Annotated in this window: 15 protein-coding genes and 4 pseudogenes; 12 read left to right on the top strand and 7 right to left on the bottom strand. The window is 63.4% G+C overall.

Annotated elements, in window-relative coordinates:
• Window positions 1–27: 27 nt before the first annotated feature.
• Both gltA and gltX read right to left on the bottom strand, forming a co-directional pair.
• Complete coding sequence (gene gltA, locus QW861_RS10710) at window positions 28–1,332, bottom strand: citrate synthase (RefSeq protein ID WP_315711611.1); 1,305 nt, start codon at window positions 1,330–1,332, stop codon at window positions 28–30.
• 303 nt (window positions 1,333–1,635) lie between these two features.
• The gene (gltX, locus tag QW861_RS10705; RefSeq protein ID WP_315750913.1) at window positions 1,636–3,060 is read right to left on the bottom strand and encodes a glutamate--tRNA ligase; all 1,425 of its coding nucleotides are present in this window, start codon (window positions 3,058–3,060) and stop codon (window positions 1,636–1,638) included.
• Between the two features lie 136 nt (window positions 3,061–3,196).
• Here gltX and QW861_RS10700 point away from each other — a divergent pair, with 136 nt between their 5' ends.
• Entirely contained in the window at window positions 3,197–4,885 is a 1,689-nt protein-coding gene (locus QW861_RS10700) for a glutamine--tRNA ligase/YqeY domain fusion protein (RefSeq protein ID WP_315750914.1), read from the top strand.
• Window positions 4,886–4,915: 30 nt separating this feature from the next.
• On the opposite strand, the gene QW861_RS10695 is transcribed toward QW861_RS10700, so the two are convergent.
• Window positions 4,916–5,128 carry a hypothetical protein gene (locus QW861_RS10695; RefSeq protein WP_315711615.1) on the bottom strand — a complete coding sequence of 71 codons (213 nt, stop codon included), beginning with the start codon at window positions 5,126–5,128 and terminating at the stop codon, window positions 4,916–4,918.
• 142 nt (window positions 5,129–5,270) lie between these two features.
• Here QW861_RS10695 and QW861_RS10690 point away from each other — a divergent pair.
• Window positions 5,271–6,506 (top strand): annotated as a pseudogene (locus tag QW861_RS10690) (ComEC/Rec2 family competence protein); the annotation flags it as partial.
• A 60-nt stretch (window positions 6,507–6,566) separates the two neighbouring features.
• Here QW861_RS10690 and QW861_RS10685 read toward each other — a convergent pair.
• Window positions 6,567–7,016, bottom strand: coding sequence for a hypothetical protein (locus QW861_RS10685; protein ID WP_316193060.1), 450 nt, complete (start codon window positions 7,014–7,016; stop codon window positions 6,567–6,569).
• Window positions 7,017–7,245: 229 nt separating this feature from the next.
• Here QW861_RS10685 and QW861_RS10680 point away from each other — a divergent pair, with 229 nt between their 5' ends.
• On the top strand, window positions 7,246–7,650 hold the full coding sequence (locus QW861_RS10680; RefSeq protein WP_316193059.1) for a hypothetical protein: 405 nt from the start codon (window positions 7,246–7,248) through the stop codon (window positions 7,648–7,650).
• 90 nt (window positions 7,651–7,740) lie between these two features.
• Here the strand turns inward: QW861_RS10680 and QW861_RS10675 are convergent, their stop codons facing one another.
• Entirely contained in the window at window positions 7,741–7,920 is a 180-nt protein-coding gene (locus tag QW861_RS10675) for a hypothetical protein (RefSeq protein WP_316193058.1), read from the bottom strand.
• Window positions 7,921–8,130: 210 nt separating this feature from the next.
• Here QW861_RS10675 and QW861_RS10670 point away from each other — a divergent pair, with 210 nt between their 5' ends.
• A complete protein-coding gene (locus tag QW861_RS10670) occupies window positions 8,131–8,550 on the top strand; it encodes a hypothetical protein (RefSeq protein ID WP_316193057.1) in 420 nt (139 codons plus the stop codon).
• Window positions 8,551–8,651: 101 nt separating this feature from the next.
• Window positions 8,652–8,936 (top strand): hypothetical protein, encoded by a 285-nt coding sequence (locus tag QW861_RS10665; RefSeq protein ID WP_316193056.1) that lies wholly within the window; start codon window positions 8,652–8,654, stop codon window positions 8,934–8,936.
• 151 nt (window positions 8,937–9,087) lie between these two features.
• Here the strand turns inward: QW861_RS10665 and QW861_RS10660 are convergent.
• Window positions 9,088–9,324: pseudogene (locus QW861_RS10660) on the bottom strand (DNA-directed RNA polymerase subunit alpha C-terminal domain-containing protein); the annotation flags it as partial.
• Between the two features lie 93 nt (window positions 9,325–9,417).
• A pseudogene (locus QW861_RS34000) lies at window positions 9,418–10,047 on the bottom strand (DNA-directed RNA polymerase subunit alpha C-terminal domain-containing protein); the annotation flags it as partial.
• A 139-nt stretch (window positions 10,048–10,186) separates the two neighbouring features.
• Here QW861_RS34000 and QW861_RS10650 point away from each other — a divergent pair.
• The 7 genes and pseudogenes from QW861_RS10650 (at window position 10,187) to QW861_RS10620 (ending at window position 15,273) form a co-directional block, all read left to right on the top strand.
• Window positions 10,187–10,612: a caspase family protein gene (locus QW861_RS10650; protein ID WP_316193055.1), complete on the top strand. Its 426-nt coding sequence runs from the start codon at window positions 10,187–10,189 to the stop codon at window positions 10,610–10,612.
• Between the two features lie 166 nt (window positions 10,613–10,778).
• Window positions 10,779–11,099 carry a hypothetical protein gene (locus QW861_RS10645; protein WP_316193054.1) on the top strand — a complete coding sequence of 107 codons (321 nt, stop codon included), beginning with the start codon at window positions 10,779–10,781 and terminating at the stop codon, window positions 11,097–11,099.
• Window positions 11,100–11,188: 89 nt separating this feature from the next.
• On the top strand, window positions 11,189–11,392 hold the full coding sequence (locus QW861_RS10640; protein ID WP_316193053.1) for a hypothetical protein: 204 nt from the start codon (window positions 11,189–11,191) through the stop codon (window positions 11,390–11,392).
• Window positions 11,393–11,437: 45 nt separating this feature from the next.
• A pseudogene (locus QW861_RS10635) lies at window positions 11,438–11,696 on the top strand (SDR family NAD(P)-dependent oxidoreductase); the annotation flags it as partial.
• Between the two features lie 351 nt (window positions 11,697–12,047).
• On the top strand, window positions 12,048–12,713 hold the full coding sequence (locus QW861_RS10630) for a DUF6008 family protein (protein ID WP_316193052.1): 666 nt from the start codon (window positions 12,048–12,050) through the stop codon (window positions 12,711–12,713).
• Between the two features lie 394 nt (window positions 12,714–13,107).
• Entirely contained in the window at window positions 13,108–14,076 is a 969-nt protein-coding gene (locus tag QW861_RS10625) for an SRPBCC domain-containing protein (protein WP_316193051.1), read from the top strand.
• Between the two features lie 78 nt (window positions 14,077–14,154).
• Window positions 14,155–15,273, top strand: a complete 1,119-nt coding sequence (locus QW861_RS10620; protein ID WP_316193050.1) for an aldo/keto reductase — start codon at window positions 14,155–14,157, stop codon at window positions 15,271–15,273.
• Window positions 15,274–15,373 lie beyond the last annotated feature (100 nt).

The raw sequence follows: 15,373 nt of genomic DNA, 5'->3' as shown, positions 1-15,373 counted from the left end.
CCGTTCGAAAGCGGAGTTGCGCTGCGCTCAGCCGCGCTTGTCCATTTCGACATAGTCGCGCGTCGCGACGCCGGTGTAGAGCTGGCGCGGACGGCCGATCTTCTGTTGCGGATCCTCGATCATCTCGCTCCACTGGCTGATCCAGCCGACGGTGCGGGCGACGGCGAACAGCACGGTGAACATCGACACCGGGAAGCCCATCGCCTTCAGGGTGATGCCCGAGTAGAAGTCGACGTTCGGATAGAGCTTGCGCTCGATGAAGTACTGATCGCTGAGCGCGATCTTCTCGAGCTCCATCGCGACCTTGAGCATCTGATCGTCGGCGTGGCCCGTCTCCTTGAGCACCGCGTGACACATCTTCTGCATGATCTTGGCGCGCGGGTCGTAGTTCTTGTAGACGCGATGGCCGAAGCCCATCAGGCGCACGTCGCTGTTCTTGTCCTTCACCTTGGCGATGAAGTCCGGAATCTTGTCGACGGTGCCGATCTCGGCCAGCATGTTCAGTGCCGCCTCGTTGGCGCCGCCATGCGCCGGACCCCACAGGCAGGCGATGCCGGCGGCGATGCACGCGAACGGGTTGGCGCCCGAGGAGCCGGCGATGCGCACCGTCGAGGTCGAGGCGTTCTGCTCGTGATCGGCGTGCAGGATGAAGATCTTGTCGAGCGCGTCGGCGAGAACCGGGTTCGGCTTGTACTCCTCGCACGGCACGGCGAAGCACATGTGCAGGAAGTTCTCGGCGAACGAGAGCGAGTTCTTCGGATAAACGAAAGGCTGGCCGATGGTGTATTTGTAGGCCATCGCCGCCAGGGTCGGAATCTTCGCGATCATCCGCATCGACGCGATCATGCGCTGCTTCGGATCGTTGATGTCGGTGGAGTCGTGGTAGAACGCGGCGAGCGCGCCGACCGAAGCGACCATGACCGCCATCGGATGCGCGTCGCGGCGGAAGCCGTGGAAGAAGCGCGACATCTGCTCGTGCACCATCGTGTGGTGGGTCACGCGATAGTCGAAATCCTGCTTCTGGGCCTTGGTGGGAAGCTCCCCGTACAGCAGCAGATAGCAGGTCTCCAGGAAGTCGCCCTTCTCGGCGAGCTGCTCGATCGGATATCCGCGGTATTCCAGGACGCCCGCGTCGCCGTCGATATAGGTGATCTTGGACTGGCAGCTGCCGGTCGAGGTGAAGCCGGGATCATAGGTGAACATCCCGGTCTGGGCGTAGAGCTTGCCGATGTCGATGACGTCGGGACCCACGGTGCCGCTCAGGATCGGAAGATCGAAATTCTTGTTGCCGACGGTGAGGGTCGCGGTCTTGCTTGCGGATTTTGCGTCCATCGTTTGTCCCCGATGAGATCGTTAGGCTTGGCCCTTGTTCTTTTTGAGAGATGGCAGGGCAGGTGGACTTTATCTAGTGCGGTGGCTTTGACATTCGCGTCACTGTCGCTGCCAACAGCTTAAGCGAAGGTCAAATCCGAAACCGTACTGGAATCTTATACTTACTAGTGTCCTTCGGCCCTAACATCCGTCAACGAGCCCGCCGCAACGTGTGAAGGATGTTCGAGCCGGGAAAACCAGTGGGTGCCGCGCAAATGCGTATCGTATTGCCCTGTGCGCTGCAAGATGGGGGGCCATGAGACCTTATGAGGTGGTCTGGTCCTCCAGACGGCCCAAGGATTCATCACGCCCCAGGATCGCCAGAACGTCGAAAATACCGGGTGAGGTGGTTCGGCCGGTGAGCGCCGCGCGCAGCGGCTGCGCCACCGCGCCCAGCTTGAGATTGTTGGCTTCAGCAAACGCACGCAGCGCGGCTTCCGTGGCCGGTCCGCTCCAGGACTCGACAGCGGCCAGCGCGTCACGCAGCCGGCCGATCAAGGCGCGGCTGTCCGGCGTCAGCAGGGCGGCGGCCTTGGCGTCGACCGGAAGTGGCCGGTCGGCAAAGATGAAGGCGGCGCCGTCGATCAGCTCCAAGAGCGTCTTGGCGCGCTCCTTCAGGCTCGGCATCGCCAAAGTGAGCTGCGCGCGCGTGGCGTCGTTGAGCTTGGCCTTGAGAGCCGCGCCGTTCGGCACGTAATTCAGCACGTCCTCGAACTGGCGCACCAGCGCCGCATCGTCGCTGTGGCGGATGTAGTGGCCGTTGAGATTTTCCAGCTTGGCGAAGTCGAACCGCGCCGCCGAGCGGCCGATCGCCGGCAGGTCGAACGCCTTGATCATCTCCTCGGTGGAGAAGATCTCCTGGTCGCCATGGCTCCAGCCGAGCCGCACCAGGTAATTGCGCAGTGCCGACGGCAGATATCCCATCGCACGGTAGGCGTCGACGCCGAGCGCACCGTGGCGCTTCGACAGCTTCGAGCCGTCGGGCCCGTGAATCAGCGGGATGTGCGACATCGACGGCACCGTCCAGCCGAGCGCATCGTAGATCTGCTTCTGGCGCGCGGCGTTGATCAGATGGTCGTCGCCGCGGATGACGTGGGTGACGCCCATGTCGTGGTCGTCGACGACGACCGCCAGCATGTAGGTCGGATTGCCATCGCCTCGCAGCAGCACGAGGTCGTCGAGGTTCTCGTTCTGCCAGACCACGCGGCCCTGAACCTGATCCTCGATCACGGTCTCGCCGGTCAGCGGCGCGCGCAGCCGGATCGTCGGCTTGACGCCTTCGGGCGCCTCCTTGGGATCGCGGTCGCGCCACATGCCGTCGTAGAGCCGGGTGCGGCCTTCCGCGCGTGCCTTCTCGCGCATCGCGGCCAGCTCCTCGGCGGTGGCATAGCAGCGATACGCCATGCCGCTGGCGAGCAGTTGCTCGGCGACCTCGCGATGGCGCGCGGCGCGGCTATATTGGTAGATGACCTCGCCGTCCCAATCGAGCTCGAGCCATTTCAGGCCGTCGAGGATGGCGTCGATCGCCGCACTGGTCGAGCGCTCGCGGTCGGTGTCCTCGATCCTGAGCAGCATCTTGCCGCCGCGGCCGCGCGCATACAGCCAGTTGAACAGGGCCGTCCGGGCGCCTCCGATGTGGAGAAAGCCGGTCGGGGAGGGGGCAAAGCGCGTGACGATCGGGGTGGTCATGGGCGGCAGCACGAAATCCAGGCAGGGGCTCAAGAGGGCGGGGGGTGTATAGCAGGCCTATCGCATAACTAAAGCCTTCCTTGGGGGAAGCGGATTTGGCAGATAGGCTGCCAAATTCCGGAGCAGGATATTCTTGATGACCACGACGACAGACACGGCGGCGACGGCAGAGGCAGGGCGCGACTTCATCCGCGACATCGTCCAGGCCGATCTCGACAGCGGCAGGCACAAGACGGTCGTCACCCGGTTCCCTCCGGAGCCGAACGGCTACCTGCATATCGGCCATGCCAAGTCGATCGGCCTCAACTTCGGCATTGCCCAGGAGTTCGGCGGCCGCTGCAATCTGCGCTTCGACGACACCAATCCGACCAAGGAAGAGCAGGAATATATCGATTCCATCCAGGCCGACGTGCGCTGGCTCGGCTATGACTGGGGCGACAACCTGTTCTTCGCGTCGGATTACTTCGAACGCCTCTACGACTGGGCCGAGGGCCTGATCAAGGCCGGCTTGGCCTATGTCGACGACCAGTCTCAGGAAGACATTCGGCTGTCGCGCGGCACGCTGACCGAGCCCGGCAGGAACAGCCCGTTCCGCGACCGTTCGGTCGAGGAGAATCTCGACCTGTTCCGGCGCATGAAGGCCGGCGAATTCCCGAACGGCGCGCGCGTGCTGCGCGCCAAGATCGACATGGCCGCCGGCAACATCAACCTGCGCGACCCCGTGCTGTACCGGATCCTGCACGCCCACCACCCGCGCACCGGCGACGCCTGGAAGATCTATCCGAGCTATGACTACGCGCACGGGCAGTCCGACGCGATCGAGGGCGTGACGCACTCGATCTGCACGCTCGAGTTCGAGGATCACCGGCCCCTCTACGACTGGTTCCTTGACAAGCTGCCGGTGCCGTCGCATCCGCACCAGTACGAGTTCGCGCGCCTCAATCTCACCTATACTCTGCTATCCAAGCGCGTGCTGACGCGGCTGGTGCAGGACGGCCATGTCTCCGGCTGGAACGATCCCCGCATGCCGACCATCGCCGGCCTGAAGCGGCGCGGCGTGCCGCCGGCGGCGGTGCGCGAGTTCATCAAACGCATCGGCATCGCCAAGGCGAACAGCATCGTCGACGTCGGCATGCTCGAATTCTGCATCCGCGAGGAGCTGAATCGCACGGCGCTGCGCCGGATGGCGGTGCTGCGGCCGCTGAAGGTGGTGATCGAGAACTATCCGGAAGGCCAGGTCGAGGAGCTCGAGGCGATCAACCATCCCGACGATCCCGCAGCCGGCACGCGCAGGATCGCGTTCGGCCGCGAGCTCTATATCGAGCAGGACGACTTCATGGAGAATCCGCCGAAGAAGTTCTTCCGTCTGTCGCCGGGCAACGAGGTGCGGCTGCGCTACGCCTATTTCATCAAGTGCCGCGACGTCATCAAGAACGACGCCGGCGAGATCGTCGAGCTGCGCTGTACCTATGATCCGGCGACCAAGGGCGGCAACGCGCCTGATGGCCGCAAGGTCAAGGCGACGATGCACTGGCTGCCCGCTGCACAGTCGCTGACCGCCGAGATCCGCCTCTACAACCAGCTGTTCGCCAATCCGAGCCCCAATGCGGCCGACTTCACCGCCGATCTCAATCCCAACTCGCTCGAGGTCCTGACCGACGCGCGCATCGAGCCGGCGATCGCCGAGAGCAATTCCGACGCGCCGATGCAGTTCGAGCGCCAGGGCTACTTCGTGCGCGATCCGGATTCGACACCCGACAAGCTCGTGTTCAACCGCACCATCGGCCTGCGCGACACCTTCGCCAAGGAAGTCGCGAAGGGGTGAGGCAAGCGGAGACCGCGGGACGCGTGTGGCTCAGCTGATCGCGTCCTGCCCGGCCTCGGTCAGCGTCGGCACGCCGTCGGTGAGTTCGACGAGGCCGCGCTCGGTGAGCAGCGAAAGATCTTCGTCGGCGACAGGGGACAGCGTCAGCCGGTGGGCCTTGATGTCCCGGAGAGTCCAGCGCAGGTGGATCGCCTTCTCGAGCGCGAGGTCGGCGAAGGGGTCTTCAGGGTCGTGGGCGTCCATCCCCTGAAAAGCACGTGCGGCGCAAAAAGTTCCCCCGCAGCGGCCGTGCAGATTTCCAGGATTCCCGTTCCGTTCTGCTAGGCGCGCTCGCGCAGCTTCCGGTAGCCTTTCCGCCCGTCGGGTAACGGGTGGTGTGGGGGCAATGGCGGAGCCGGTCAGGCCGCCGGGAGGGCGTCGCGGGATCGCGGGCGTGATGGCCGATGTCTGGCCGCCGCGCGGCGCGCTGGCCGGCGGCTGGCCCGCGATCGGGGCCGGTGCGTCGTCGGTGTTCGCCGCCCGCCTGAAGAGCTGGGCGGCCGAGGAGGCCGGGGCGGGCCGGCTGCTACCCTGGGTGCCGGTGGCGTTCGGGGCCGGCATCGCGCTGTACTTCACCGCCGATCACGAGCCCGTGCTCTGGATTGCCGCCACCACCGCGGCGCTGCTCGGCATCGTCGCCATCATGATGCGGCGGCATCGGCTGTTTCCGGTTGCCGTGATGATCGCGGCGGCGGCGTGCGGCTTCGCCGCGGCGACCGTCAAGACCGCGCGCGTCGCGCATCCGGTGCTGGCGCGGCCGTTGTATTCGGTGGCGCTGTCCGGCTTCGTCGAGGCGCGCGACATCCGCGAGCGCAGCGACCGCATCGTGCTGCGGGTGACGTCGATGGAGAGCCCGCGCAACGCCGTCACCATCGCGCGTGTCAGGCTCGCGGTGCGCAAGGGCGCGGCGCCCGAGGTCGGCAGCTTCGTGCAGCTCAAGGCGCGGCTGCTGCCGCCGATGGCCCCGGTGCGGCCGGGATCCTACGACTTCGCGCGCGACATGTTCTTCCAGGGCATCGGCGCCTCCGGCTTCGTGATGGGCGCGATCACGACGGCGACGCCGCCGCAGGCCGCCGGCTTCGGCCTGGGCTATGCGGCGGCCATGCAGGGTCTGCGCGATGCGATCGACGCACGCATCCGCGGCCGCCTGTCGGGCGACGAGCGCGCCATCGCCACCGCGCTGCTGACCGGCCGGCGCGACGCCATCACGCCCGATGTCAACGACGCGATGTTCGTCTCCGGTCTCGGCCATGTGCTGTCGATCTCCGGCTATCACATGGCGGTCGTCGCCGGCGTCGTGTTCTTCGCCGTGCGCGCGCTGCTGGCGCTGATCCCCGGCCTCACCATCAGCCATCCGATCAAGAAATGGGCGGCGGCCGCGGCGCTGGTCGCGGCGGCGTTCTATCTGTTGCTCTCAGGCGCGGAGGTCGCGACCCAAAGGTCGTTCTTCATGACGGCCGTCGTGCTGATCGCGGTCATGGTCGACCGCCGCGCCGTCACCTTCCGCACGCTCGCGGTCGCGGCGATGATCGTGCTGGTGGCGGCCCCGGAAGCGCTCGTGCATCCGAGCTTCCAGATGTCGGGCTCGGGTTCGGCTTGAGAGCGAAATTCGCTCCGTAACTCAATTGAATCTAAAGGGTTTTTAGTCCATCCTCGGCTTCTCGACCGAGCACGAAAATCGAACAAAAACCCGAACATTCCGAGATTTCCGGTCCAAAAGTCCCAGAATAAGTCCCAGACTTGGTTTCATCGTTCTTGGGAGGTTCTCGGCGCAACGGCCACCGCCCAAAGGGGCGGAGGCCGTGTTTTTCACGTCCTGGCGACGCCCCTCGGCGTCTTCGAAGGTGCCGGCGAACGGCATGCGCGCGGTCGCCCCCCGGCGGAAGCCGTGCTTCTCGAGCCAGCCCGGGAAATCGACTTGGCGTGCATGCTGCCCGTCCGGATGGATGAGGACCTTGCGGACGGGCTCCGTCCGGAGCAGGTGCATCGCATAGGCCAGCATCACGTTGCCTTCGTAGAAGTAACGGTCCGGGGGGGCCGCCGGTGCCCCGGCCGTCGCCGGGCGCTCCACGATCAGGTCGTCGAAATCCATCCTGCCCCCGCCTGCCGCCGAAGCTGCAATCTCCGGGCGATCATAGCTGGATTATCGCCTGGCTTCGACTCGGCTATCCTGGCGCGTCCCTCCGAGATGCCGGACGATCCTTGCGATGGCTGCCGGACCGAAAGCGGTCAGGAAGAAGAAGCGCCGGCGCAAGCCGCCGGAGGAGATCGTCGCCTACGTCATCGGGATCGAAAGCTAGGACTTCAGCTACTGGCTGGCGTTGAACACGCTGCGGGATCTGGTCGATCCGTACCACGAACACCGGCACGTCGTGATCAGGGGGCGGCTGCTGCGGCCGGCGGGACTGAAGACCGATTGGGTGGCGATGTCGCTGTTTCCCTCGCTGAACCTCATGGAGGAGCGGCGAAAGGACCTCAAGCCGATCGCGGTCGGGGCGTTCGAAACATATCCGGACAGGCTGGACGCGAGTATCGGCATCCCGCAGGACGCGTTGGTGCCGATACTGCAGATGTTGATCGCCGAACGTTACAAGTTCGTCGTGCTCAGGGATCGAAATTCCAGTACCGCAGCGCCAGGCTCGTCAGCTTCAGCATCCAGTCGGAGCTCGGGGAGGACGATCTGCCGGAGGAGGCGGTGGACTCAAGCATCTCCCGACCATCGCTGAGCAGCCACCTCGTACACGGCCCCATCCGCCCCGAGGTCGGCGTCCATGATCCGTCCGCCGAAGACGCGGCTCGGATTCCTTCCCCACCGGTCACCTCTCGGGTTCGGACCCGCTTTGCGGCAGGCTCCTGATGAGGCCAGTCTTGGAATCGATGATGCCGACCACCTTGCAGACGCGGGTGAAGTCGACGACCGCGCGCCGGTCTTCGAGAACGCTCGGCTTGCGGCCATCGATGACGCGCAGGTTGGGATGAGGGCGTTGGTCGGGCATGCTCAGACATTAGAACATATCAGGAACGCGCGCAAGCACCCGTAGGCACCTACGCCCCTGGTTCAGAACACGATCACTATAAGTACCGGCGGGGGTGCCAGGCCATGCGGCTCAAACAGGTCCGCGAGCCCAACCGCTCGCGCCAACGGAGTCAAAGGCGTTCGACATAAATAGACGAAGACCCGATCCAACTAATGGAGACCAGGCGAGGTGACGAAGGAAGCGGAGAAAGTGCAGCCCGAAATTTTCACAGACGAATTACTTGACGCTCTTGGCGCCTGGCAGCGGGGTTGGAAGGCGGACGAAGATCTGAAGAGGCCGATTACCGACAATCTGGTCCGGGAGGCCGGCAAGCTTCCGGCCCGATTCCGGGCGGCTCCGGAGGTCTGCTACTGGAAGCGCTACCTGTTCAAGAAGGACATGGAGCCGCTCGTCATGTTCGAGGGCCTCGACGACGGAGTGGCAAGCTGGGGCACGGACCGCGCCTGTGCCATGGACTTCAAGGGCATGGTCAAGCCCGAGTCCGTCACCGCGGCCTATTTCGAACACAAGCCGCATCCGGATGAGGTCATCGTCAACTTTCTGGCTCTTTGGGCCGACCATGGTTTTCACGAAGCGGCGGACGGCTAACGAAAGCGCGGGGCAAAGAGGCCGAGGCCCTGTTCAACTTCGGCGACAAGCAGGCCGAGATCGTGCTGCACGCCAGGCTTCATGCGCACGAAGTGAAAGGGATGGTCGCCGAGACCCCCGATTTCGACGCCGCCTGCGACCAGGCGGGTGTCGGGGAGGGGGCCCGCGACGGTACATTCAGGACCCTGACCGAGGGCGGAATGTCCTTCGGGGTTCCGCGCTGGAGCTCCGAAGAAGGTGCACAAAAGGCTCTGGAGAACACGCGCCGGAAATCCTTTGAACGGAACGCTGCTCTGATCGAACTGGCGGCTGCCCTCTGGAGGAAACGGCAGGCATGGCTGCGCTCGGTATCTCATCTGATACTGAGCCGACTAAGCGTTCGATAGCTTTCGCTGCCGCCGCATGATGGGCCCCGATAGGTCTAAGTGGCGCCACACCTTCGATCAGCTGCTGCCAGCAACTCGGCCACCATTACCCCGACTGGGTAGAGGGCCGCAGTGATCGGCGCAATGAAGGATCCAGATTCCACTCCTGCCTTCACCCGGTGGCATCCGTGAGCGCTCCGGGGCATCGAGACAGATCCATGCCAAAGTGCAGACCGGACGCTGCCAGAAGCTCCTTGATCTCGTTCAAACATCTCCGTCCGAAGTTGGGCGTCCGCAGCATCTCGGCTTCCGACTTCTGGACCAGTTCGCCCACGTAGTTGATCCCGTCGTTCTTCAGACAGTTCGCCGATCGCACGGACAGTTCGAGTTCGCCCACACGCTCCAGCAGTTTGGCGGCCTGCTGTGACAGGACGTCGATGTCCGGTGGAGGCCAGTCCGGGAGGTCCTGGCCGAGATGCAGTCCGATCTGCGCCAGGACCTCCTTCAATTCGTTGAGCGACTTGCGTCCGAAATTCGGGATGCGGAGCAGTTCGGCCTCGCTCTTCCGAGCGAACTCGCCGAGGAAGCGGACGCCTTCGTTTTTCAGGCACATGTACGTCCGCACCGAGAGCTCGATCTGCTCGATGTCGCGATAGAGGTGGACCGTCGGCGGGATCCCGACCGGTGCGACGTAGGGGGGCGGAGGGGGCGCGGGCGGAGGAGGTGGGGTCCACCCAAACTCGTATTCGCTTGCCCGCCACGACTTGGTCGCGCCGGCGCGCTGCGCGTCGTCTAGAAGTCCGGTCAGCGCCTCCAGCGCGATGCCGAACCGGCACTTGACGATCTCGCGGCCCTTCTGGCGATGGCCTTCCTTGTCGTACATCCGCAATTGACGATGGCGCTTCAGGACGCGACGCGCGTCGTGTTCGATCCTTCCGCCTTCGGAGACCCAGACGTAGTAGAGTAGTCTCCAGTCGTCGATGCTGCCGTAAGCGGTCCGGCGGAGGCGCCGCTCCTGCTGCCGAATGTTCACCGTCGTGCCTATCTTCAGGACGCGATGAGACAGCGACCCGGCGATATAGACGTAACCGGGATCGTAGTATCTGTCGCGGAAGGTGTCCGACCAGTCCATTGGGCATCCACGGGAGGGCCCCGGAACATATCACAGGCAGGCCATGTCCGGTGCGGTCGGATCTGGGGAAACCGGGCGCCGACGAGGCGCCGTACGGGCCGGTTTTGGCTACAATGGGCCGACCGAAAGGAGATCGACCGTGATCCCGATCCTGCCCCCGAACGGCCGCGTCGTAGCCTATGTCGTAGGGCTGGAGAACTACGTCCGGACCGGGAAGATCAAGCCTGTCGACTACGCCAGGCGCGATGCGCAGGCGTTCGCCGAGGCACTCAGCATCGCGTTCCCCGACTGGGAGGTCGATGTCACGACGCGCATCGACGACGAGGCTACGCTTTCGGCTCTGCGCTTCGAACTTCCTTCGACTATCGCCGGTCTGCGGGACGACGATTTGTTCGTCTTCTACTTTGCGGGCCACGGGTTGTTCGGCGAGGGCGGAAACCGACTGACCGCCTACGACCGCTATTCGGCCAACCTGAACGAAACGACCTGGCTGGTGCGGGAGCTGCTGACCGACCCGCGATTCCGTCGTCAGAGGGGGCGAACGGCAAAGCCACATAATAGGTGACTTCCATCACCCGATCTCCTTGCGCTGGCCTAGCGCCGCGTGGCGGCCGCGCGAATATCCCTTCGATGCCGCTGCTCGTAGCTCGGCGGCCTCGACTTCAAGGAAGTCGAGGGCAAACGATTTCGATCGCATCGTAGTGTGATCGGCGGCGCGGAAGAGCACACAAATGGCGAAGAAGTTGAAGACATATCAGACTTCACTAGGTTTCTATGATCTCGCCATCGCTGCTCCTTCGATGAAGTCGGCATTGGAGGCTTGGGGCGCGGGAAGCAATCTTTTTCATCAGGGTGTCGCGAAGGAGACCACTGAACCGGACGTGGTCGCGGCAGCAATGGCAAATCCTGGTGTGGTCATAAAGCGCCCGGCGGGATCAAACGGACGCTTCGCCGAACACTCAGACTTGCCGACCGATCTCGGAGGGGAGGATGGGATCGACAAGCGCGAGAAAGTTCGTTCGAAGCCGAAGAAGCGAGCGCTCAGAAGATAAGCGAGGAGGCGGCCCGACAAGCCGCGGCGAAGTTCGAGAGGGAGCAGGCAAGGCGGGAAGTCGAGCGCCGGCGCGAGGAAGTTGCAAGATTGAAAGAGCGCGAACGACGAGAGAGGGCGATCGCGAAGGCTAAAGCCGAACTCGATGATGCGACAGACGAACACGAAGCCAAAACGAGCGCGTTTGAAGTGGAACGTGAAGCCCTGGAGCGGCGGGCCCGTGCCGAGGAGGTCCGCTGGGAGAAGCAGAAAGAGAAGCTTGAAGCCGCGCTAAGACGGGCGCGCGAATCCTGAGTTCGGAAGCCGCCGCGTTCGAAATGGACATTGAAGGGGGAAGTGATGGCGATCGCCTTCATTACTGGCAGCACAGACGGGCTCAGCCGCGGCGGTGCTGTCGCTTCTGCATGATGGCCATCAGGTAGTGCTACACGCCCGCTCGGCCGACCGTGCTGCGACGCTCGCTGAGCTCGCATCGCAGTCGGCCGGGGTCGTCATCGGTGATCTCCGCAGCGCCGCCCAGACCAGGAGCGTAGCAGAACAGGTAAACGTTATCGGGCGCATGGATGCGGTCATCCATAACGGAGGCGTCTACACCGAGCTCACCGCGTCGAACTCGGCGAGTTTATGAGTGCGACCCATTTAAGGTTCCGCGTCCAATATCGATCGATCTAGCGCGCGCAGATCGACGGCATTGATGGAACGATCAGCGAGGATCCTGACGGGCAACGTGACCGCGCCGCACCCGCCTCCTGCCGATCTGCGCCACGCATTTGTTCCGAACTGCCACTTGCCCCATCTTGCGGTCCTCGCACGAGATAGCCGGCCGGATCGCTCCGAGAGTTTTTCGTGATTTTTCCAGACGCCTGCGATGGTAAGTGACGTGTCTTGTTGTCCGGGGGGGCGCTGGATTTCCCTGGTCGATTGCGTCGCCAATGCACGGGAGTGAGGGATGACCAACATCACGACCAATGCTGCTTCGATTCACCCCTTCGCGCCGTTTCGGGTCGGTATTGCCGAGGCACGCCTTTTGTCTTTGCTCATTGGAACCTATGCCGGTCTCGGTCTTTTATTTCAGATCGGTCATTTCATTGAACACGCGGTGCAATTCGTCGTGTGGTGCCTTGGCGACATGTCGCAAATCTGCGGCCGGAACTCGCCATGGATGTCGCCCGTAGCGACCGTGCTGGTGCGGAACCTCGGCCTCGCGCTGTTTCCCGCGGTCGATGTACCGCGTCAGATGATGCTTGGAATGGAAGTGCTGCATCTGATCGGCAACAGCATCTTCCTGAGCAGCCTAATCTGCCTGTATTATTGCGCGCCGACGCGCTGGACCCGGTGGGCTATCTACATCGAGACGTTCCATCTCTACGAACACATCATGCTCACCGCCTCTGCCTATTTCGTCGGCAAGCCGATCGGGTTGAGCACCCTGTTCGGTGGAACTTTCACCTTTGGCAATCCCGAGTTTGCAGTCGGCTTCCGCGTGACCTGGCATTTCCTGATGAACCTGCTGCCGATGCCCTTCGCCATGATCGGGCTGATGAAATATCTCGGCGAACGCCGCGAGGCGTTGTACGCATCGGCGCGGACAGGCTGCGCCGTCGCGTCGAGCTAACGATGATACGGCCCTCGTTGGGCCGCGTCCGCGAGGGCATGTCGTCGTTTTGCAACGAGCAATCTCGATCGGGGGAGTGTGAGGCGATGATGATTTGGCCAAATCTCATCGCGCCCCGGCAGCCGTCCGCGCGGCGCTGGGCTGTCTGAAGCGGCGGGTTCCCGGACGCGCGGCAAATACGTCATCGCCAGTCGGGCGGGGCCTCAGGCAAAAGCGGCTGAGCCCGGCAAGCCGCGCGCCCGTGCCGCGCAAGCCACCGATTCCGCAAGCACGGAGAAGACGCGGAAAGCGAGTGCCGTCAATTATTGGCTGGCGGCTCAGCGTGGCTTGGAATGGGTGCCGCAATCTGCTCGCAACTATTGCCGAACGGGCGAAGCCAGCATCGGAGGCTAACATGACGACACGATCACCGAGTGGTAATGACGCCAATACAATCGTTAAGGAGATCGATATCGCGGCCCCGGCAAAGGTGGTGTGGAAGTCGCTGACCGACAACCATGAGTTGATCAATTGGCTGCCGTTCGAAGCGGACGTGAAGCCGGGCAAGGGCGGCTCCGTGAAGCTGTCGTGGGGTGATCCGATTGTCGAGGAGTCCAGCATTGAGGTGTGGGACCCGGACAGGCATCTACGCCTCAAGGAGGCAAGGCCGTTTGGTGTGCAGTTCGAGCCGGCGCTGGCGAAGTTTACGCCTCCCCGCGTAGTGGACTACGAGCTCAAGGCCAACGGTAACAATACCACCCTGCGGTTGACCCATTCGGGTTTTGCTGGGACTCCGGCCGTTCCTGCCGCGTTGCAGGCCCAGCAAACCAGCCTGGACGTGGCGGGCTTTGCGGAAGAGCTCTCTCCGTTGGGCTTTCGCAATACGGTTGCTGCCTGCTGGGACTATCAGCTGAACGCGCTGGGAGATTATTGCGAAGCTCACGTCGGACAATCGCGTGTTGTCTCTTGGGTGCGCCAACCGATCCAGATGTCGTTCGCCGACGCCTGGTCGCGGATATCCGGCCCCGGGCCGACAGGCCTCCTGCACGTCACCTCCTCTCCTGCGGTGGACCCGTCGCACAAGACGATGTTCGCCGGCGGCCTGAGCCCTGGTGACCGTTACACCTTCCATGCGGCCACCGGCGACACGTTCACAGGCAGAGTGCTGACCTACACGCCCAACAAGCAGTTCGGCGGCACGGTGGACAATCTGAACGGGATTCTGCGCATCTTGTTGAGCTTTACCCTTGGACGGCCGGACGTCACCGTTTGGCTGGCCCGTTACAGCGGCCCGCAGCAGAAGGCCCTCACCGCGGCCGATCACCAGTGGAATCAGTTGTTTTCGCAACGCTGGGCCTTCCAGCTTGCGAAGGCCATGGTCTGATCTGGTTGCGTGCAGCCGGTGGCGATCGGCTTTGGCCGGCGTTCGACAGAAAGCATTTGGGCTCGGATGGAGAGTGCAATGAAGTACCGATTATTCGGCAATACTGGGCTTCGCGTTTCCGAATTTGCCATCGGTACCATGACCTTCGGCACCGAGCGGATCTGGGGCGCTACAAAGGACGAGAATCGTCGCATTTTCGATGCCTTCGTCGAAGCTGGCGGCAATTTCTTCGATACCGCCGACGGCTACATGGCGGGTGGGAGCGAACAGATGCTTGGCGAATTTATCGCTGGCGAGCGCGAGCGCTATGTCATCGGAACCAAATATTCGTTCGCGAAGCGGCCCGGCGATCCTAATTCGGGCGGCAATCATCGCAAGAACATGGTGCAAGCTCTAGAAGGTAGCCTGTCGCGGCTCGGCGTCGACTACGTCGACGTCTATTGGGTCCATGCTTGGGATCAGATGACGCCTGTCGAGGAGGTGATGCGGGCCCTCGACGATCTCGTCCGCAGTGGCAAGATACTCCATATCGGCATTTCGAACGCGCCGGCCTGGGTCGTCTCCTATGCCAATGCAACTGCGCATTGTCGCGGCTGGACAACGTTTGCGGGACTGCAGATCGAGTACAGCCTGATCGAGCGGACACCCGAGCGCGAGTTGATCCCTATGGCGGCGGAACTCGGCGTCACTCTTGTTGCTTGGTCGCCGCTTGGTGGCGGTTTCCTAAGCGGGAAATACATCCGCAACCAGAAGCCGACCGACGGACGCGTGGCGCAGTTCATCTACACAGAGCTCAGCGATACCAATTTCGATATCGCCGACGCAGTAAAAGCGATCGCCGCCGAACTGGGGTACACGCCAGCGCAGGTCGCGCTGGCTTGGTTGCGGCAGAAGGGAGCGCTGCCGATCGTTGGCGCGCGGACGCTTGCCCAGATCAAGGAGAACCTCGGAGCGGCAGATCTGGTCCTTGGCACGGCGCATATGGACAGGCTGAATGACGTCACCGCTGCGTCGCTGGGATACCCGCACGACTTTCTCCAGGCGCAGATGGTTCGCGAGAGGCTCCATGCCGGGTCGTACGACCGGATCGATCGGGTTAGTAAGAGTGTGCTCAGCCCGGTCGTCTCGCGTCCATCGTCGATGACGCGGTTTGCCGGGGCAGGCCCTCAAGGCAACGGCCATGCAAGACCGAGTTAGCGCTTGCCGGATCCGGTACCGCGACGGCACTGGAGCAATTCCGAAGAAGACGCCTGATCACAGACTGCTTCTAATGCGGTCTGCCGCTTGAATTGACGGA

The sequence above is a fragment of the Bradyrhizobium sp. SZCCHNRI1029 genome (assembly GCF_032487555.1).
In the GTDB taxonomy this organism is placed as follows: domain Bacteria; phylum Pseudomonadota; class Alphaproteobacteria; order Rhizobiales; family Xanthobacteraceae; genus Bradyrhizobium.
This window is presented reverse-complemented; position numbering and strand designations above follow the sequence as displayed.

Excerpts from the sequence above, each read along its gene's own strand:
- gltA (WP_315711611.1), bottom strand. The coding sequence starts at position 1,332 with ATGGACGCAAAATCCGCAAGCAAGACCGCGACCCTCACCGTCGGCAAC.
- gltX (WP_315750913.1), bottom strand. The coding sequence starts at position 3,060 with ATGACCACCCCGATCGTCACGCGCTTTGCCCCCTCCCCGACCGGCTTT.
- QW861_RS10700 (WP_315750914.1), top strand. The coding sequence starts at position 3,197 with ATGACCACGACGACAGACACGGCGGCGACGGCAGAGGCAGGGCGCGAC.
- QW861_RS10695 (WP_315711615.1), bottom strand. The coding sequence starts at position 5,128 with ATGGACGCCCACGACCCTGAAGACCCCTTCGCCGACCTCGCGCTCGAG.
- QW861_RS10685 (WP_316193060.1), bottom strand. The coding sequence starts at position 7,016 with ATGGATTTCGACGACCTGATCGTGGAGCGCCCGGCGACGGCCGGGGCA.
- QW861_RS10675 (WP_316193058.1), bottom strand. The coding sequence starts at position 7,920 with ATGCCCGACCAACGCCCTCATCCCAACCTGCGCGTCATCGATGGCCGC.
- QW861_RS10665 (WP_316193056.1), top strand. The coding sequence starts at position 8,652 with ATGGTCGCCGAGACCCCCGATTTCGACGCCGCCTGCGACCAGGCGGGT.
- QW861_RS10645 (WP_316193054.1), top strand. The coding sequence starts at position 10,779 with ATGGCGAAGAAGTTGAAGACATATCAGACTTCACTAGGTTTCTATGAT.
- QW861_RS10630 (WP_316193052.1), top strand. The coding sequence starts at position 12,048 with ATGACCAACATCACGACCAATGCTGCTTCGATTCACCCCTTCGCGCCG.
- QW861_RS10625 (WP_316193051.1), top strand. The coding sequence starts at position 13,108 with ATGACGACACGATCACCGAGTGGTAATGACGCCAATACAATCGTTAAG.
- QW861_RS10620 (WP_316193050.1), top strand. The coding sequence starts at position 14,155 with ATGAAGTACCGATTATTCGGCAATACTGGGCTTCGCGTTTCCGAATTT.